Origin of the sequence: Pseudomonas sp. UMAB-40, from assembly GCF_900095275.1 — a bacterium.
In the GTDB taxonomy this organism is placed as follows: Bacteria; Pseudomonadota; Gammaproteobacteria; order Pseudomonadales; family Pseudomonadaceae; genus Aquipseudomonas; species Aquipseudomonas mandelii_B.
Genome location: NZ_LT607554.1, coordinates 1 through 19648, shown reverse-complemented (window position 1 = coordinate 19648; position 19648 = coordinate 1). Strand labels below are relative to the sequence as shown.

13 protein-coding genes and 1 pseudogene are annotated in these 19648 nt (G+C 60.0%); 2 read left to right on the top strand and 12 right to left on the bottom strand.

Annotated features, from left to right (window positions below):
• Nucleotides 1–19: 19 nt before the first annotated feature.
• From K0F88_RS06565 to K0F88_RS06520, 10 genes are read right to left on the bottom strand one after another with little or no spacing between them, the layout of a single operon-like run.
• The gene (locus tag K0F88_RS06565; protein ID WP_094470009.1) at nt 20–526 is read right to left on the bottom strand and encodes a hypothetical protein; all 507 of its coding nucleotides are present in this window, start codon (nt 524–526) and stop codon (nt 20–22) included.
• A gap of 3 nt (nt 527–529) precedes the next feature.
• Complete coding sequence (locus tag K0F88_RS06560) at nt 530–1261, bottom strand: hypothetical protein (RefSeq protein ID WP_094470010.1); 732 nt, start codon at nt 1259–1261, stop codon at nt 530–532.
• Nucleotides 1262–1307: 46 nt separating this feature from the next.
• Nucleotides 1308–2852 carry an SUMF1/EgtB/PvdO family nonheme iron enzyme gene (locus K0F88_RS06555; RefSeq protein ID WP_094470011.1) on the bottom strand — a complete coding sequence of 515 codons (1545 nt, stop codon included), beginning with the start codon at nt 2850–2852 and terminating at the stop codon, nt 1308–1310.
• Nucleotides 2842–4065, bottom strand: a complete 1224-nt coding sequence (locus tag K0F88_RS06550) for an ABC transporter permease (protein ID WP_094470012.1) — start codon at nt 4063–4065, stop codon at nt 2842–2844. Before K0F88_RS06550 ends, K0F88_RS06555 begins: the two co-directional genes overlap by 11 nt.
• On the bottom strand, nt 4049–4750 hold the full coding sequence (locus tag K0F88_RS06545) for an ABC transporter ATP-binding protein (protein WP_094470013.1): 702 nt from the start codon (nt 4748–4750) through the stop codon (nt 4049–4051). Before K0F88_RS06545 ends, K0F88_RS06550 begins: the two co-directional genes overlap by 17 nt.
• 10 nt (nt 4751–4760) lie before the next feature.
• Entirely contained in the window at nt 4761–6752 is a 1992-nt protein-coding gene (locus K0F88_RS06540) for a vWA domain-containing protein (RefSeq protein WP_176457726.1), read from the bottom strand.
• The gene (locus K0F88_RS06535) at nt 6752–7768 is read right to left on the bottom strand and encodes a hypothetical protein (protein WP_094470014.1); all 1017 of its coding nucleotides are present in this window, start codon (nt 7766–7768) and stop codon (nt 6752–6754) included. Before K0F88_RS06535 ends, K0F88_RS06540 begins: the two co-directional genes overlap by 1 nt.
• 3 nt (nt 7769–7771) lie before the next feature.
• Nucleotides 7772–10483, bottom strand: a complete 2712-nt coding sequence (locus K0F88_RS06530; RefSeq protein WP_094470015.1) for a putative virulence factor — start codon at nt 10481–10483, stop codon at nt 7772–7774.
• Complete coding sequence (locus K0F88_RS06525) at nt 10480–13545, bottom strand: virulence factor SrfB (protein ID WP_094470016.1); 3066 nt, start codon at nt 13543–13545, stop codon at nt 10480–10482. Before K0F88_RS06525 ends, K0F88_RS06530 begins: the two co-directional genes overlap by 4 nt.
• A 17-nt stretch (nt 13546–13562) precedes the next feature.
• A complete protein-coding gene (locus K0F88_RS06520; protein ID WP_094470017.1) occupies nt 13563–14939 on the bottom strand; it encodes an SrfA family protein in 1377 nt (458 codons plus the stop codon).
• Between the two features lie 267 nt (nt 14940–15206).
• Between K0F88_RS06520 and K0F88_RS06515 the strand changes: the two genes are divergently transcribed.
• Nucleotides 15207–16421, top strand: coding sequence for an aldose 1-epimerase family protein (locus K0F88_RS06515; RefSeq protein WP_094470018.1), 1215 nt, complete (start codon nt 15207–15209; stop codon nt 16419–16421).
• 6 nt (nt 16422–16427) lie between these two features.
• Here K0F88_RS06515 and K0F88_RS06510 read toward each other — a convergent pair.
• Both K0F88_RS06510 and K0F88_RS06505 read right to left on the bottom strand, forming a co-directional pair.
• A pseudogene (locus K0F88_RS06510) lies at nt 16428–17015 on the bottom strand (ATP-binding protein); the annotation flags it as partial.
• 299 nt (nt 17016–17314) lie between these two features.
• Nucleotides 17315–17620 (bottom strand): helix-turn-helix domain-containing protein, encoded by a 306-nt coding sequence (locus K0F88_RS06505; protein ID WP_219094620.1) that lies wholly within the window; start codon nt 17618–17620, stop codon nt 17315–17317.
• A 685-nt stretch (nt 17621–18305) separates the two neighbouring features.
• Here K0F88_RS06505 and K0F88_RS06500 point away from each other — a divergent pair.
• Nucleotides 18306–18887, top strand: a complete 582-nt coding sequence (locus K0F88_RS06500) for a hypothetical protein (protein WP_219094619.1) — start codon at nt 18306–18308, stop codon at nt 18885–18887.
• Nucleotides 18888–19648: the final 761 nt, after the last annotated feature.

Sequence of the window (19648 nt, the reverse complement as noted above, 5' to 3'; positions counted from 1 at the left end):
AGGCCTGCGGGGTGAAAAGTTACTCTTCGTAACCGAGGCTGAATTGCAGCTGATTCACTTTCTTCTGCAAGGCCTTCAGTTGTTCCTGCTTGGCAGCCAGCGTCGCGGGTGAGGTCTTGGTCACGGGCGCCGCCTGCGAGGCCTTGAGCTGCTGCTCAAGCCCGGCAATCTGCTTCTGTACCTGGCTTTCATTGCCATGCCGGGCCTTGAGCGAGGTCAACAACTGGCCCAGTGACTGGTTCAGTGCCGCCTGGGACTTCTGCTGGCTGGCCAGGTCGGTCTTGGTGCTGAGTTGCTGGGCCTGAATGTTCTCGTACACCTGACGGAACATCGCGTTTTCCTGACGGGACGCGGTCAGGGCCAGTTCCTTCTGCTTGACCTGGTCGCTATAACCACCAGAGTAGTCGCAGTTCATCTTGGTCAGCATGCTGCTGTCGCGATTGGTCGCATCGCATTCGCCCGGCTTCGTCGCGCAACCGCTCAGGGCCAGGACGGCGGTGAGGACCGCCAGCTGTCGTAGAGTCATGTCTTAACCCAGGGTGATCGCGGAACGCTGGTTGTAAAGACCGTCGACTTCCTTTTGCAGGGCGGCGACTTTCTGGTTCATTTTCATGATGTTCATGTCCACCTGCTTGATCTCGGCACCGGCGCCTTGTGCACGCTCGGCATCCGCCACTTTGGTGTACTCGGTGACCTTGTTGCGCATGTTGCCGAGGTCTTTACGCAGGCGTGCGATGTTCGAATCGATCTCGGCGATTTGCACTTGGGCCTTGGCCTTGTCGACTTTCTTGTTGGCGATGTCCTTTTTGATCTGGGCGATTTGCGCCTGGTCATCATTGATGACTTGCTGAGCGGTCGCGGTACGGGCGATCACGTTCTGGGTGTCTTGCTCGACGTCGCTGTTCATCTTCGCCAGGCGGGTGGTGGTGTCGGAGTATTCGCTGCGACGTTGATCCAGGTAGTAGTTCGCGCCCATGGCCACGCCACACGCGGTAATCCCGGCGGCGATGGCGCAGACAGCCTTGTTGCTGCTGTTGGACAGCGCGCAACCAAGGATGCCGACACCGGCGCCGACCGCACAGGCCTGGTAACCGGACTTGCTGAAGAACTCCGCGTCATTACCCTGGGTCAGGCGCGGGTCTGCACCTTCGCTGCCACCGAGCATCGAGCTGCCGGTGTTGGCGCAACCGGTCAGCAACAGGCTGCCGGCGAGGACAAAAGCGATCTGAAGCTTGAAGCGAGTCCAAAGGCTGCGCGACATGGTGAAACTCCTTGGTGACGGTGTTGGCTGTTGTTGTTGAGGTGAGTTATTGAGTGACGGTTTTGCAGCTGGTCAGCCAGGCATCGGTGTCGATCTTCTGCTTTTGCAGGAAGGTCTTCTGATTGGCCCAGTGGGTGCGCAAATAGGGTTTGAGTTCTTGCAGCTGTTTGTTGCGGGTGATGATTTCTTCCATCACCGGGACCTGCGCTTCCAGCAGCGGCTGGCCGTACAAGGTCGCCGATTCCACCAGGCTGCTGGCGTAGTAACGGCTGAGTTTGTGCAGGCGATCCTTCTGCTCGTCGAGCTTGCCTTTGCGCATGTCGCAGCTGGCGTCTTTATCGGCGGATTCGCAGTTCAGCTTGTAGTTCTTCTGCAAGAAGTCCACGTACTGGCCGTCGTCGAGCATCTTGGTGCACAGGAACGCACCGAGGTTGAGGCTGGCGCGGATCGCCTGGTCGCGGGTTTCTTCCTGCTGCTGGTTGCTGGCGCGCAATTGGTTTTCCAGCGCCTGAAGCTTTTCCTTGAGCGCCTTGTCTTCGACGCCCGAGGCCAGGGTATTCAGCGACTGAACGGTGCCTTTATCGGCCGACTCGGTTTCCTTGCTGCCGGTGCCGAGTTTCTTCCAGCTGCTTTCAATGCTGGCGACACGTTCGCGAGACGTCAGGGTCGGCGAGACCAGCACCAGACGCAGGCCGGTGGTTTTGTTTTTCACTTGGCCTTCGGCGTTGTAGTACGGCTCTTCCTTGCGCAAACCGGTGCGCAGGTCGGCCTGGGCGGTCAGGTAGTTGCCGCCACGGACCACGTAGCCACCGGCCTGACCATGCTGGCGGTCGAGTTTGTTCAGGCGGAACGGCTCGAACATCATCTCGTCGACGTTGCCGAGCATGTCGTGCAGGCCCAATGGATTGGGCTTTTGCAGGCCGGACAATTGCAGTTTGCCGTTGGACGATTGCGCCCCGGCGAACCACTCGTAGGCGTTGATGCCGTCGGGCATCGGGTAGCGCGTATCGCGGAATTCTGCCGCGCCGACTTCCAGGCCCCCGCGCGCCGCGAACTCCCACTCGACTTCTGTCGGCAGGCGCAGGAAGCCCAGCGCACCATCTTCTTTCGGCAATTTGCCGGCCGCGTTTTTGCGCAGCCACAGGTTGTACTTGTCAGCCGCTTCGACGGCTTGTACCCAGCTCACGGACACTTGCGGCAGGCGCATTTTGGTGGCGGCGGTGGGGCAGGTTTCTTCGGTCAGCGCGGCGTATTGGAGCTGACTCATCTCGTACTTGGCCATCAGGTAGTAGCGGGATTTGTCATTTTTCGCGCCGGTGAAACTGCCGGCGATGAACGTTGGCCGGGTCTGTTCGACATAGCCGTATTCCGCGCCGTCCTGACCGATGTTGATCGGGTAGTCGTCAAGCGGCCCGGCCACCGGAATGAACACCTTGCGAAACACCATCGAGCCTTCGCACGGCATCGGCAGCACGACGTCGCTGGCCTCGGGCATCGGGTTGTAATACTTCTCTTCCCAGCCCGCCGCCGAAGCGTCGAGCAGGTAGCCGAGGCTCAAGGGCAACAGCAAGCCAAAACGTTTATAGCTCACGCAGACTCTCCGCAGGTTGGATGTTGATCGCTCGCACGGCGCCGATCACGGCCACCAGTGCAGCGACCAGAAAGGTCAGGAGCAGGGCGGCGAGGCCGTGCCAGAGTGTGATGTGGCAGACAAAGGTGCCGGTGGCCTGGCTGCTGCCTAGCAGGTAGTCGAACAAATGACTGCCAACAGCGTAAAAGCCTAATCCGCCGAGGTAGCCGGCCAGGCTCAGCACCAGCGCTTGCAGGACCACGAACCCAGCGACCGCCGTGCGTTTGAAACCCAGCAAACGCAGGACCGCGAGGCTTTTGCGCTTGCGGTCGATGTTGGCCAGGAACGCACCGACCATCGACGCCACACAGCCGATCAATGCTGCGAGGGCAATCACCCCGAAGATCAGCCCCAGCACATGGTTGATGGCTTTGACGTTGTCGATGTCGGCCAGTCGGCTCGAGGTTTCGATGTGCTGTTCGTTGAGCCAGCGTTCCAGCGGCGCCACCTGATCGATGTCACGGGCATAGAGGCGGGCGCGGGCATACAGCGGTTGCAGATTACCCAACGGCTTGCCAGTTTCGATGCCGAATGCGCTGACCTGATAACCATCGCGAAAGCGCTCCAGGTTCAGCAGCAACGGCGGGGCGACAAACCCGGCCGCGCGGCCGAAACGCGCACCGTCGAGCACCGCCAGCACTGTCAGCGTCATCTCGCCGCGCTCGTTGACGCCTTCCAAGCGGCGCAACACGCGCAGTTGCACGCGGTCGCCGACCTTGGCCTGCAAGCGTTGCGCAGCGCGGGCACTGAGGATCACTTGATCGCCGGTCGGGTTGAGTTGCGGCAGGTTCAACTGCGGGTCGCCGGGTTCCGTGGCGATGATTTCTGCGCCTTCGACAAACCGTTGCATGCCCATCAGCAAGTCTGCCTGGGTGTTGAGCGAGCGGGTTTGGCCGAGGGCAAAACCGGTCTCGGGACGCTGGCGCACCCGCTCGATCCAGGCGCTGTCGTAGTTGCCGTTGCTGAGCATCTTCACTTCAAGGTTGCGCGGGTCGCGCAGCAGTTCGTCCTGCAACTGGCTGACCACGCCGTGTTTGAGACCGAACAACAGCAACAGCGGCGCGATCACCGCCACCAAGGAGGCGGCGATGCACAACGACACCTTGCGGTCGTGCCAGAGGTCTTGCAGGGCCAGCGTTCCGAGCAGGCGCAAGCGGTCAGTCCATCGGTTCAAACAGAGTCTCTCCCTGACGGCTGATAGCGCCAAGTCGCGGCAAGCCGAAATCCTTCAGCAAGGCCCAGTCATGGGACACAACGAGCGCACTCAGGCCCATGCTCGACACCAGGCTCAGCAATAATTCGAATAACCGCCGGGCGCTGTGCGGGTCGAGTGCCGCGGTCGGCTCGTCGGCCAACAGCAGCAGCGGTTCATGGGCAATCGCCCGAACGCAGGCCACGCGCTGGCGCTCACCGATCGACAGCGCTTGAGGCTGTTTATCCAGCAAGCCTTGCAGGCGCAGCACCTCAACCGCGTGATCAATGTGCGCGCTCTTGACCGGCATGCCGAGCAAGCGGCGCGGCAGGCTGATGTTGTCGCGCACGTTCAAAAACGGCAGCAAACCGCCGCTTTGCAAAATGAACCCCAAGTGCCGCGAACGCACAGCCGCCAAGGCAGGCTGGTCATCGGTGGCCAGCAATTGCGCGATGTCTTGATCCTGCGTTGCGCCCAGCCGAAAACGCTCGAGTTCGACCGGCGCCAGTAACAGGCCGATGGCTTCGAGCAAGGTGCTTTTGCCGCTGCCGCTCTCGCCGGTGATGGCGAGGATTTCCCCGGCACCGATCTGCAAGCGCGGCAGGCGCACGTGATGGGCCAGCGCGCCTTCACCACGGCGCACCAGCAGGTTCTTGATATCGAGCATCGGCGTCTCGTTAAGGCATCATTTCCAGTGGCACGGGGTACACGTTGTCCCGCGCATCGCTGTCCTTGGCTAATGCCACCCAACGGTCAACGTCAGCGTTGTAACGCTGGTAGTGCCGCAGTTTGGTATTGAGCGTGCGGATGAATTTCTCCTGCGCCAGGCCATCCCAGCTTTTCCAGGTTTCTTCGTCCAGGTTCAGCACTTCGCTCTGATACGGCAGGTCTTCGAGGTACTCGCCGAGCACGCCCATGTCGGCCAGTTTGGCGTTGCCGTTCTGCTTGAGCTGGTTCGGGTCGGCACCCATGGTGGCGGCCACCGAGCGCAGGCGCTCGAACATTTCCGTCGGCGAGATAAGGCCTTCGTTGGCCGCGTCGAGGATCTGCTTCATCACGTCGCTCAAGTCGCTGAGCTGGGATTTGGTCAGCAGCACCCGCACGTCGGTGGTCGGGACGTTCTGCTTGATCAGGTCACGATCAGTGATCCACGCCTTGAACACTGGCGGTGCCTTGCTGTTGGTCTTCTCGCCCAGATAGGCAAGTTGCATGGCGTGGCCGATCAGCGCCGCGTCTTCGAGCATTTTCTTCTCGGCCGGGTCCTGCTTGGCATTCACCGCGCTGCCAATGGCGTCTTCGCCCATGTAGGCGGCTTTCACCTGCGAGGTGATCGCGGTGGCCAGCGAATCCACCTTGCGCCCGAACGCCTGAATGTCACCCGCGTTCACCGGGTAATACAGCGAGGTGTTGGTGCCCGGGTAGGTCGACAGGTTCTGATACTGCGCCTCGGCCTTGGCGTGGTCCTTGATCCCGGCCGGGGTTTTCAGGTGCAGCGTGTAAATCGCCACGCCCGGGTTGGCTGCTTCGAGGCGAACCTGCGAGGCGCTCAAACCGGTTTTCGACAGCTTGTCGTCGCCTTCGATGGCGCCGGCGTCGGTGATCAACACCACGTAGCGCGCGCCGAACTGACTCCAGTCGACCTTGTCGATGCTTTCCATGACACCGGCAAAGGCGTCTTCATCGAAACTGCTGCTCGATACTTTGGCCTGTTTGAGGTCGGCAACTTTGGCGAGGAAGTCGGAGCTGTCCTTCACCTGAGTCGGGTCGGCGTACATCTTGGTGGTGTATTCCAGCCCAGGCACCGCTTGGGTGCTGGAGCGGAACGCCACCAGGCCGAACTTGACCTGCTTGCCGAGGTTCTGCGATTCGATCTGCTGATAGACCTTGCGGATCGCTTCGCGGGTGCGGTCGATGTACGGGTCCATCGAGATCGTCGAGTCGATGACAAACACCACCGCCGCACTGAATTCCTTCAACTGGCTGGCCGCTTTGTCCTCGGCTTCCTTGCCGCCGGCCGTGCTGTTGGCAGCACTGCCCTTGGCGTTCTTGTCATCCGGTTTACTGACCGACGCCACGTTGAGCAAACGCGTGCGGAAACCGCCTTCGGTCATGACTTCTTCGCCGCTGAGGACCGGCAGCAGGTAGAACTGCTTTTGCAGGTCGACGAAGTATTCAGGTTCTTCGGCGAGCACGCCCGGTGCTTGCTTGCCCTTTTTCAGCGTGGCCCGCAGCGGGGCGACTTTGCTCACCGGGTCCGGCGCATCAAGGATGCCCTCGACCGTGGCGCGGTCCTTGAAGAACAGCAGCCGGTCGCGGTTGGCCGGGTTGGTGAACGCCAGTGTCAGCTGCATTTTCCAGTCGGTGGTGCAGCTGGCGGGCAGCCAGCCAATGGTTTTGCCGTAACTGTCGGGGCCGACTTTCAGCCACTCGGCATTGGCTGCTTGCGCACGTTCGTACACATAAAAGCGGCTGAACACCGGTTGCTCATCGCCTGCCGCTCCGCCTGCCGTCGGGCTGAGTTTGCAGCCCGGGGTGGTCAGCACGCGCTGGAACAAGGTCTTTTTACCGGCCTGGATCAGCGGTTTGTCTTCAGCCTGGGACAACGGGCTGATGCACAGCGCCAACAGCGCGGCGCTGCTCAGCAGGAAACGACTCAGGGGCGAACGCATCACTTCTGCAACTCCTCGAAACGCTGCTTGGCTTCGGCGTTGTTCGGGTCCTGGGTCAGGATCGTTTCATACCAATAGGCGGCGGTGGCGTTGTCCGCGACCGGGAAGCACTCACTGGCTTTCAGGTATTTCGGGTCGTACTCGCGGGCATAGGCGTTGGCGATCAGCGCGTCACCGGCCTGGGCCCGGTTGGCGTACAGACGCTGGGCAACACCGCAGTGCTTGCCGGCCTTGGCTTCGTTGATGATCTCCAGCAACTTGGCGCTGTCGGGCGCAGCCTTGATGCAGGTCTGGACGAAGGTCAGCTCGGGCAGGCTGTTCATGCTGTCGAGGGTGCAGGCTTGTGCGTCGGCACCCGCCGGTGCGGCGGCAGCGATGGCCGGGGCGGGGGCCGGAGTGCGTTTGTAGAACCAGAACCCGGCCGCGGCTGCCACCAGCAACAGCACGACGAGCGCGAGGCCGATGAGGCCTTTGTTGCTTTTCTTCACCGGAGGCGGAGGCGGGGTGTAGGCGGGTTCGTTGGGCACCGATTCCAGTTCGATTTCTGGCTCGGCGGTGTTCAGGACCAATTCCGGCAGCTCTGGAATCTCGGGTTCCGGTGCAGCAGGTGCGCTCAAGTCTGCACCACCGTAAGTCGAACGCGTCTGGCCGCCGGCCGTGGACGGCAGCAACCCGACGCCTGGCCGGACCACACCTTTGTCGGTGTGCCCTTGGCTCTGTTCGCGCAGCTCGATCATGAATTGCGAATTGGCGCCGCCTTCGAGCAACGGATCGACCACTTCCGGGCCGACCTGGGCTTCAAGGGCTTCACCACTGGCTGCAACGCTGAAGCGCGAGACCTTGAACCAGAATGGATTGTTGCTCCAGGCCTTCTGATCCTGGAGGTAGAAACCGTCCTGGTTACGCTGAATGGAAAACTCCAGCTGTTCTTCGCCACCCTGCCATTTCTTCACAGTGAGGCACGCCTGGCCAGGCACGTTGGGTTCTAAGGCGAGCAGGTCGACACGAATTGGCATTGCTTATCTCGCTGTGAAGGCTGTGAGCACGCGGCCCAGCCGTTCATTCTGTTCAGGGGTGATTTCGCGACCGGCACCATGGCCGGCGTTGTCCTGCGTGATGTAGGCCAGGCCCGAGAGCCAGTCGCCCAGATACCGCTGCGCCTGGTTCGCCGGTTGCGGCGGCAACACCGGCACTTGTCCCGGACCGATGTCGGTATAGAACGAGAACAACGGCGCCTTGGCACCGGCACGGCTGTTCGGGCGCTCGTTGACCGGTTTCTGCAGGTAGCCGAACCAGGACACGAAATCGCGCAGCACGCGTTGCACTTCCAACACTTGGCGCTCGACCAGTTGATCGCGCCGCGCGCCGCTTTGTGCACGCTTGAGCACCGCACGGCTCAGTTGGCCGGGCAAGTCCTGGCGATAACCGGCGGTGATCAATTCGTCGACCACCGCTTCGATCAACGCCTTTTCCAGCCCCAGCAGGGTGAGCAGGCTTTGCCGGGTGGTCAGTTCGCGCAGGTGTGCAATCCAGGCCTTGAACGCGGCTTTGGCGAAGCGGTGTTCGTTGCTTTGCAGTTCCGGCGCCGGGGTGCCGGTTTTGCTGCTGACCGGCGCTTCGTGGCTCAGGTCGTCGCCGAAATCGAAGTCGAAACCGGCGTCGTTGCCGTACAGGCTTTGGCTCGGTGTCGGCGCGGCCGGCTCATCGCTGGCGGCGGGGGCGTCGTCGGTTTCGTACACACCGCTGAGGTACAGGTCGCGTACCGATTCGCTGGGCATGTCGAGTTCATCGATGAACTCACCGAGTACGGCCGGGCGACGGCCCAGACCGGTCAGAATCATCTGCGCCTGAGCTTTCTTGGCGGCTGCGGCGCCGTCACCGTCGGCGTGATACCAGGTGCTCAGGCCGTGAGTGGTCAGGCCTTCGAGGCATTCGTTGAGCTGCTCGCGGATGCGCTGCAGTTTGAATTCGATGTTGGCCACGCCCTTGAAGCTGCCGCTGAAATGGCTGATGCCACCGTCATCGTTGCGCAGCATTTCTTTCCAGGCATTGGCGGGATTATTGATGTGTTTGCACACCAGCTCGTTGCCGGCAAAGCTTGTGCCCAGGGCGTCGACGCGCTCCAGGTAGCTAGGGTTGAGGCCGGTTTCGGCGCTGCTGGCGTCTTGCACGATGAACGCCGCGTCCATGCGCGGTTTGCGCACCAGGAAGGTGTTCTGGAACGGCGTGCCGGCCCAGTCGTTCATCCAGCTCAGGCTGCCGAAGCGTTCGAGCATGGTCAGCTTGACCATGCCGTTCCAACTCTCGTCGTACTGATCAGGCGTCAGGCTCAGGGAGTTGGTGATGCGCAGGTCGAGCATGGTCAGGGCCCAGATCAGGCCGGTGTCGCGTTTGCTGCGAGCGGCCGCGTCGGCGCCTTGAGTCTTTTCGATCCAGCGCGTCAGCACCGGGCCGACGTCATTGACGTCGCTCTGTTTGGTCGAGCCGGTGCAGACCACCAGCGCGTTCATTTCCTGGTTGTCGGTGTAACGTTCGAACAGGTAAGCGACCTTGCCACGCAGAATCAACTGCGAGACGGAGTTGTCCTTGGTGGCGGATTCCGGGTCACTGGAGTTGGCGATCTCGTGCAGCTTCTTGCGCCCGCGATAACCGGGGAAGTCCAGCAAGTCGACCTGGTTGACGATGTCGTCCGCCGGGGCTTCGATCAAACCGAAAGTCATCTCGGCGGTCAGTGCCGCCAGTTGCGCGACCGGGATGCCCTGACTGTTTTGCAGGCGTCCGTCGACCCGGGGCCGCACGTCGATCGGCAAATCCTGCGGGCTGCCGAAGCGCTCGAGGATGTCGACGTTCATGATGCTGTCGCGCTGGCTGTAGGTGTCGTTTTCGAAACTCACCAAGGCCTTCAATGGCGCGAAGACGGTCTCGGGCAGGCCCAGCTTGTGCAGCGCGCCGGCCAATTGCTGGTAAACGCGCGTCAGCTCGCTCTGCTCACCCCAGAGGATGGAGAACAGCTCGGCACGCTCCTGGAAATTCAGGCGTGGCGCCAGTTGCAACGCCGTCGGCCAATACAGGTGCTCAAGCTTCTTCACCGAGTTGCGGAAGTTGTCGCGCAGGTAATCCCACAGCGACACCAGATCGTCGGCGCTGACGCCCGGTTGCAGCGCCCCTGTCTCGCGGCCTTCAAACGGTTTCAGTACGCGCTGGATGCGCTCTTCGTCGATCTCGTAGGAGATCCGCTCAAGGTCGAAGTCCTTGAACCAGGAGTTGGCGAGAATCTTCGCCAGCTCGATTTCCTTGAACAGCGTCAGCTCGACCGGGAACTGCGGATCCTGGCTCGGCGTGGCGCGGCGACTGAAGCGCGTCACCAGGCCGGTAGCCTCCTTGCCGCCACCCACCGGGTTGATGTGCTTGATGAAGTCCAGGCGCTGGCCACCGAAATCGGTTTCCAGTTTGCCGTTCTGACCGGCCGCAAGCGCCGAAATCAGGTAGGACTTACCGGCCTGGGACAAGCCAAAAAAACCAATGGTCATCGGCGTGCAGGCCACGCGACCGAGGCTGTGAGCCAGGTTGCGGGCGCGGTGCAGGCGAATGTTCAGGTTGTCGGCTTCGCTGTCCAGACGTGGCGCGTTGCCGCGCGTCTGGCCAATCCATTCCAGCGCCTGACCGGCACCTTCATAAACAGCGGCCCAACTGGCGGATAGCTGAGTTTGTTCGGGGGTCAGGTCATTCATTTGCGTTTCACACTTCCACTGTCGAGCCAGTACTTGGTCTCGCTCAGGCCGGCGTCGAGCATGGTATTGAGTTCCAGCTCGAGGTCGCTGCGCGGGTTGAAGTTGACGTTGTTACTGTTGGATTCGATATCGCGTACCGAGAGGCGGTCGCTGACCAGATCCTGCTTGCGCGTGTATTTGTCGGCGGCTTTGACTTCGAAGCGCACCTTGAGCAGCGGTGCACTGCCGTTTTCCCCGATCGCACGGGAGAACTTTTCCCGGCCGGCCTTGGTGAACCGCAGGGTGTACAGCGGCGAAGCGGCCCAGCGATCAGCGGCCAACTGGCGGAAGCCGAGGCGCAGGTCGCCGCGCATTTCCAGTTGCGGCGTATCGGCGTCATCGCCAGTGCCAATTTCCGGCAACTTGATTTTGTAGTCTTCGGACTGGATGTCGCGGTACAGCACGTCGGCATCCTTGATCACGTTATTCAGGTCGATGACGCCGATGTGCTTGACCGTCGAATACGGCTTGAGCGCCGAAGAGCGGAAGTAGAAGTTCGGCACGCTGTGGTTGGCGCACAACAGGCACAGCATCGCGCCCACCGAAGCGGTGCTTTTCGGGTCGTCGATGCGGCCGTTCTTATGGAACGGGTACCAGCCGCCGGTGCGGTAGTTTTGCAGCGCCAGAATGCGCCCCGGTGGCAGCGGCAGCACCTTGCGAATGAACGCCTGGATGCCCGGAAGACGCGAAGGGCGGCCAGTCAGCAGCAGGACGTCGCACGGGTAATGCGCGACCACTTCACAGAGCGCGCCGAGGATCTTGGTGATATTGATCTGATCGTTGAGGAACGCGGCGTGGAGCTTTTGCAGGTCGAAGCCGATCAGCGATTCGTACAGGTCGAAACCACTCTGCCCCCCGACATCACGGCGCACGGCGGCGTTGACGTAGTCGAGCACGGTCTGGCTGATCGCGTTGTCGCCCAGCAATTGGCGGTAGCTTTGCGGGGTGACCTCCTGCGGGACCTGCGGATCGTAATACTCGTAAGCCTTGAGCAACGCCAGGCCCAGCGGCGCGAACACCTGCAGGTTCAGTTGCTGGCGCAGGATCATGTCCTGAGCGCTGACCGATTCGTCGCCGCACAGCCGCGACATCAGCGAATCCGGGGCTTTCACGCCGGCGTTCTGCAAAGCTTTTTCGAAGCTCGGCAGGATGAAGTCCTGGATCACGTCCAGCAGGATGTCGTCGCCGGCCACTTTGAAGCCATCGCGAAAACGCTGCTCGGGCACGATGTGCACGTTGCTGCCGCTGCCGGTGTTGCCGGCGCGGTCGAGGCGATAGTCGGTGATGACCAGGTCGGTGGTGCCGCCGCCGATGTCGATGGTCGCCAGGGTGATGCGTTCGCGGTCGGTCTTGTCCGGGCGGGCGATGGTGTCGAAAAACTCTTCCGGGTGACCGGCGAAGTTCTCGTTGACCTCGGTGTACAGGTACACCAACTGGCCGCAGGAGGCTTCGTCCCATTCCACGCGGATGCTCGGGATCGGCGTGCGCGGGCTGACGGCCTGATCCTGATGCGGGTCTTCCTCGCCGGCGTGCCAGCCGAGGCTTTTCCAGACCAGGCCGATGGCCTGCTGCATGCGTTCGTTGAGGATGCTGCGCTCGGCTTGCGGCATGCCCGGCGGCACGGTCAGGGTAATGCTGTTGAGCTGGCGCGGTACGCGGGTGTGACCCTGGCGCGAGCGTTGGGCCGGGCTGTTGATTTGCGACAGTGCCTGGGCCAGCACCTCGGCGAGCATGAAGGTCATCAGCGAGCTGCGCGAGTAACGCGGCATGAACACCGGCAGACGATCGTCTTCTTCGAGGCTGTAGAGCGCCTCGCCGGTTTCGTTGATCAGGTGCGAGAACGGCGCGGCGGTGGCGTAGGGCTCGTTGTCGGTCTTGATGTAGGAGCAGTTGAAACGCCAGCCGTGGCCGTAGGCGTTTTCATCCCACAGGTAACGTTTCGGGCTGGACAGCCCCGTCGAGCCTTCGGTGCCGCGACGACGGCTGGCCAGCCGGCTGGCCTCGTTGCCGACGCGGGCGATCGTGGCCCACTGGAACGCATCGTGACGGCCGCTCTTGACCGAGCAGTGGTCCTTGCCGAAATACGCCTGGGCAAACTCCACGCGGCTTTCGAACGGCAGGTTGTAGGTGTGTTCGGGGGTGATCAGGTCGCGCAGTTCCAGCACGTAATTCTGCTTCAGCCCGGAGCCGGCCTGACCGTGGTTCTCGATCAGGATGCCGCAGGTGCGCGAGTTGCCGACGTCCAGCACCAGGTCCACCGGAATCGGTTTGACCAGGCCATTGCTGTCGTTGGCGACCACTTTCAGCTCAGGGATTTCCACCTTCGGCCTGGCGGTCGACTGCGCTGCCGCGGACGGCGTGCTCAACAGGCTCAGCAGGTTGAGGTAGTGCGCCAGGTGATGGTTGGCGCGGATGTCGATGTCCAGCTCTTCGCGCGAACGATGGGCATTGCCTTCGTTGAACACTTCGAGCAGCCATTCGTTGACCCACGGCTGGGCCAGGAACCAACGGGTTTCGCTGGCCTTGGTCGCCAGTTTGAAGGACACGCCGGAGCTGATGTCTTCTTCGTTCGGTGCCAGGTAAGCGGTGCCGTCACGCTTGGGCATGACGCGGCTGTCGAACGCCATCGTCAGGCGATGGGTGTTGCCGTCGATGTCGGGCGTGGCCAGTTTCACCAGGCGCATCCGCGACCAGTTGGTCGGGCCTTCGTCGAAGCGGTGCGGCGGCATGAAGCGGAAAAATGGCGTCGGCAACCAGACACCGTCCAGCAGCTCGAGGCTGCTTTTCATGTCGACGCTGAACGCTGGTTTGGCCTTCTCGACCTTTTCCGGTTCGGGCTCGTAGAAGTAGAAGTCTTTCTCTTCGTTGTACATCAGCCGGCAGATCAGCCCGCTGATCATCGGCGCGAACTCGCCCGCCGGTTCCTTGCGGGGATCCAGGCGCAGGGCGAAATCCATAAACTGGATACCGGTGTCACTGACGAGCGTGACGGTGTCTTCGAATTGGGTGACTTCAGGCAACATGTCGGGTTATTCCAGTCTTATTCGCCCATTTGCCGCATGGACATGGGGAATTGTTCTTTACCGTAACCGCCGGTGCAGTCCGCGACCGTGGTCGCCCCTTTGCGGCAGTTGACCTTGGGCATGTCGTAAGTGCTGCCATCGCCGCACACGGCCTGGCCCTGGCTGTCGATAGCGAGGCTGCCACCTTTCATGGTAGCGCTCACCGGCCCGCTGCACTTCGTGCCGTCGGCCTGGTGGACGGTGACTTCGCCCTTACCGTCCTTGAGCTGGTATTCCAGGCGCAGCGGCTTGCCGGTCCGGCGATCCTGAATGCCGGCACCGGCGCGGTACTGACCGTCGAGGAACTTGGCGGCGCCGTCGGCGGCGTCAGGCGGAATGCTCAAGGCCGGGCCCGGTTTTGTGGTTGCGGCTGCGGCGGCGGATTTTTGCGCGTCGGGCGGTGTGACGGCCGGCGCCTCGGTTTTGGCTTCGGCTTCGGGTGGTGCGGTTGGCGTGGTCGGGGATTCGGCGGCCGGGTCTTGCGTGATGCCGGCAGTCGCGGCGTCTGCTTCGTTGCCAGCGAGCGCCGGCGCTTCCGCGCCTTGGGTGCCGGTCACGGCGGTGCCTGTGGTGGAACCTGCGACCGTGCCGGTCACGGGAACGCCATTCAGCGTTGTGGCATTACCGGTCAGTTGCGGCTCTTCCAGCTGTTTTTCCACCGGCACGATGCCCTCAGGCAGCAAGTCCACCGCCACCAACGGAATCGGCACGCACCCGCGCAGGCCGAGCAACAGCCACAACAGCAGCAACAGGAACGGCAGCAGCAATAGCCACCACCAGCGACGCCACCATGGACGAGCCACTACCGGCACGACCGGCGCCACCACCGGTTCTTCGACCACGGGGGGCAGCGTGAACACAGGCGGAACCTGATAAAGGCAGTGCAGGGGATCGCGATTGCCGGTACCAGCGTGCTCGAAACCCCAGAAGGTCAGCACCGGTTTGCCTTGCACCAGATAAACGAAGTTTTCGTCAGGGAAATGAATCACGCGCTTGAGCAGCTTGCCGAACACGGCTTTGTCGCCTTGCTGCTGTTCGGCCGGGTCCGTGCCCAGGAAACGCTGGCTCAATTCATCGAGCGCAGTCTTCAGGGCTTCAAGTTGGCGACGGGCCGGTGCGCGTTCTTCTTCGGTCGCGCTGCTCCACGGGATCACATCGCCGTCGAGACCGCTGTACCAATCGATCTGGTTGCCGAGTTCATCGCTTTGAGGAATGGCCAGGTGATCGACCATATCGGGGTTCTTGCGGCGAATGGCTTCGCGCAATTGCAGGGCTGCCCGGTAGACCGGTTGACCTGTTTCGCCCAGGGCTGTGAATGACCCGCTCTTACCGCTGCGTAATAGTGCCCCGCGCATTCAAACTCCATATGTTCCGTTGCGCAAAAATGACAGACAAAGACGTCTGTTCTTGCTCCTGCAATTAGCTGGCGACCTTAATGGCATTATGATGTCGCCGTCAATCAGCGGAGGTCCAAAACCGTATGAGACTAGCGTAAGTGTGCGGAGGTTGCATGAGGTCAATGTGAATTGATTTGGGAAGACTCGGACGTCCGCTTTTTTAAGCTTGCTGAATCGTTTCATCAGCGCTATAAAAAATGCACAACTCCAAGAAAGGCTTCCCTCATGACTCCGCTCAAATTCGCCGTCGCCCTCGGCACGCTGACCGCTGCCTCCCACGCCATGGCTTGGGATTACGTGCTGCTCGATACCGACAAGGCTGCACAAAACTGGCAGATCACCAGCCAGCAACTCGGCGTCAAAACCGGCAAACCTTTCTCCGTGACCCTGCGCACCTTGCACGGAGGCCGGCAAGAGGGCGTCAATATCGTCGACATCGATAACGGCACGCTGAAACTCTCGGTGGTGCCGACTCGCGGCATGAACGTCCTGCAAGCGTCGGTCGGCGATGTGCGGATGGGCTGGGATTCGCCGGTCAAGGACGTGGTCAATCCGTCCTTCATCGAACTCAACGGCCGCGGCGGACTGGGCTGGCTCGAAGGCTTCAACGAACTGGTCGCTCGCTGCGGCTACGAATGGGTCGGCCACCCCGGCATGGACAACGGCGAACTGCTGACCCTGCATGGCCGCGCCGCCAACATCCCGGCCAGTAAAGTCACCCTGCACATCGACGAAAAACCGCCTTACGCCATCAGCCTGCGTGGCGAGCTTAAAGAGCAGGCGTTCAAGAAAGTCGACTTCTCGGTAGTGACCGAACTGGTCACTGAGCCCGGCAGCGTAGCGTTTGCCCTGAACGACACGTTGACCAACAACGGCGACTATCCGAAGGAATACCAGGCGCTGTACCACAGCAACTTCAGCACGCCATTTCTGGAACAGGGCGCGCGATTTGCGGCGCCGGTTAAACAGGTGTCGCCGTTCAACGACAAGGCCAAAGGGGATTTGCCGGATTGGCAGACTTACCGTGCACCGACCAAGGACTACGACGAGACGGTTTACAACGTCGTGCCTTATGGCGATGCCAAGGGCGACACGCTGACCGTGTTGCATAACAAAGCCGGGAGCCTTGGGGTGTCGGTTGGGTTCAATACGCAGCAGTTGCCGGTGTTTTCGTTGTGGAAGAACACGGATACGCAAGGGCAGGGGTACGTGACCGGGTTGGAGCCTGGGACGAGTTTTTCCTATAACCGTCGGTATCAGCGGCCGATTGGGTTGGTGCCGATGATTGGGGTGAAAGAGCAGAGGCAGTTTCAGATCCATTACAGCTTGTTGGCGGATAAGGGGGCTGTGGATAAGGCGCTGAAGCGGGTGAGTGAGATTCAGGGTGGGCGGGAGACTGAGGTAAGGCAGACGCCGTTGGTTGATCTCACCAAGGAATGACTTTCGTCAGTTTGTGCTTGGCCGATACTGCAATGCCTCCGCCAGATGTTCGCGGGTGATGCCATCGACCTGTTCAAGGTCTGCCAAGGTTCGCGCAACCTTGAGCAGACGGTGGGCCGACCTGAGTGACAAGGTCAAACGCTCGCAAGCAGTTTCCAGCCACACTTCGTCAGTTGTGGATAACTTGCAGTGTCGACGCAGTCCCGGCAAATCAAGGAATGCGTTGGCACAGCCTTGACGCTTGTTTTGACGCTCCCTGGCGTCGGCGACCAGTTCCGCAGCAGTGGCAGTGTCATCACCCGGTTTGGGCGCAGGATTCAATGCCGTGGCTTCCCGCGCTACGGTCAGGTGCAGGTCGATCCGGTCCAGCAGCGGCCCAGACAATTTGTTGCGATAACGCTGGACCATGTCCGGTGTACAACTGCATTTGCCGCTGGGTTCGCCAAGATATCCACAGGGGCATGGATTCATTGCGGCCACCAATTGAAAGCGTGCCGGAAACCTCACGCGGTCCTTGGCGCGGGAAATGACGATGTGGCCGGATTCCAGCGGCTCCCTTAAAACCTCCAATACCTTGCGATCGAACTCCGGGATTTACCTATCTGCACCCTCATCTTGTCAGTAATGCATCGCTCTCGACTGCTCTTAGCCAAAGCCCAAATGGCTTTGGCTGCTTTTGATTAGGGCCTTCAGATGTCGAGAGCCATGCCGTTGAGTGAGCGCCCTCTAAGTAGTGATCATTCAGTTTCGCGGCACCTAGCAAAACTCTATCAAATGCAAATGGATGAGAGCTGGCGAGTGGCAAGATCTTCCATCCAACACAATCATCACGTGTAAGAAAAGTCAGTAAGGCCTTGGTTAAGGTCTACCACCAAGACGCCATAGCACATCATTCACTTAGGAAGAGAAGCCCCAGGCAAGAAGCCAAAATCCCTCAACTGTCGTTCGATGTTCTTCAGCTCTTGTGCAAGCTCAACGCCCGGACTCATAAAGTGTTTAGCCAATATTATTGGCAGTACCTCATGTGCTCCTAGCCGCTCACAGATGCGGGACAGAACAACCACTGAAGGTGCTCGCTTGCCGCATTCAATATCGCTTAGATACTGAGTTGATATGGTTCCTAGCATGTCCTTTTGAGTCAGGCCTCTCTGACGACGCAATGCCTGTACGGCAACGCCCAGCGCCTCTTTGAATTCCATCACTCACCGCCCGACGCCAAAACCTAGCATTTGATAGAGGCATGAGGTATTTTGGAATCAACGATAGTAGATGTTTAGATATATCTTAATTCTTGAAATCGTTTGACGAGGCTGCGTGCCAAGCTCGCGATCAGAGTCAACTGGCTTCAGCAGTTGCGGAGTTAGGCTGGCAGTGTCATCGGCGGAGGTGTGACAGTGATTTCATTCAGGACATGGCTACGAATCAGAAGCCGTCTTGATTCTTACTTTCGGGCTAAAGCGTTACGACCTGGTCGTGTGCGTGCCACAGAGGGGGGGGCACTTCACGTAGATTCGGAAGACATCCACTCATCTAATTCTGCTAAGCAGGGAGCACGAGCGGCCTATTTCGTGATTGATGCTAAAAATCGCCCGACAGCCAGTCCAGAGGACATCGTTGTTATGCGCCGGTCCATTGGTGATTGCACCTCACCCACATGGGTTGGATACGTCAACCGGTCGTTCGACGGCCATTTTGTGCTGGAGCTGGAACCGGGCGCGTGCGAATCCATGAGTTGGCGGGAAGGTGATCGGATAGGATTTCGGCGACTCTATTCAGGCGAGTTGCTGACGTCGATAGACAGGCGAGCCAGGTAAGCCGACTTTGCAGTCACGTACATAATCCTTAAAACAGCCATGCTTTGAGCATCGAACGCAGGATTTATTGATGGATGAAAGAATTGCCGAGGTCATAGCTAAGCTGAAGGCGGACTCAAATGGCTTGGCCTTTACGGGCTTCATCTCGAACGCTTACGTAACCCATCCATCAGTGCTGGATGGGGAGATCTGGTGCCACGCTCATGCCGAGTCGTCTGCGAAGTTCTCTGACGGCCAGCGAATTCAAACGTCTTGGATAATCGAGATCAATGCGTGCGGTGAAAGTATTTGGGTCGAAACACAGAATGGAAGCCGCTACGGCATCGTCTCATTTGCCCCCTTGGGCTGGGTATATTTCAGCAATTTACGTCGTGCGCATGACCGACTCGTTTCAGCGCCGATTGGGCCACCAGTGTTCGACTTACCCGCTCAGCATCATAGACAAGGACAACCAATTTCGACTGCATTGGGGAAGCTTGCCGAAAGGCGAATAGAGCGCCAAGGGTTGGAGTCTGAAAGCAAGGCAAGAGGCCTCAAACCTGCCCGTCCAAAAACGAGCCCGGATTACATGATACGGGTGGCTGAGAATGCACGTGAGTCTATAGAGGCGTTAAAACGCAATGGCGTGAACGTAATAAAGCATGATGAATGAGGCGCGCTAAATCGCCGGAAGCATTGGCCGAATGCGGACCACCAATGTCATCTGCCTGGATGGAATCAATGCAAGCTAATCTCGTATTAGAGCTTCAAGAACGATACCCAGAGGCTTTTCTGAGGTCCGACGACGCACGTTTCGAATTCGATTGCGGAGATGGTTGGTACTCGATCATCGAAACTCTTTGCTCCCTATTGGCTGAGATGAATCGACGCGAGGGGCAGCATCCAACCTATCTTCAAAGCATCAGAGAGAAATTCGGGACCATTCGAGTTTTGGTATCGTGCCGCACGCCAGAAGCGCACTCGTTGATCACTTTTGCGGAACAGTATTCCGCTCAAACCTGTGAACTCTGTGGAGGGCGAGGTCGGCTACTATTCGCAGACGGCTGGCAGCGAGTGCGATGCGAAACTCATCTTTCATATCGGATCACCGATGACCTTAATGCACTTGACCCAAAAAAAACGTAAGCATCGTTAAGCAAAATCGATAAAGAAGCCCCGGCAAGTCGCGGACCTTGCCAATATTCTAGTAGTATCGCAAAATTAGTCTCGACTCTGCCTGACATTATTTTTTCCTTTTCCCCTAGAGGAACGCAATGCTTTTTCCACAGAGTGTGATTGATTTATTGGCTGAGTGCGGCCATTGGGCTGATAGGCTCATACGCTCGGAGCTAGTAGGTGGCGTGGTGGTAAGCGAAAATGACTACACTGAATCGCCCCGGATTTTCTAGACACTCTCCAGGCTCGCTGCGTAAC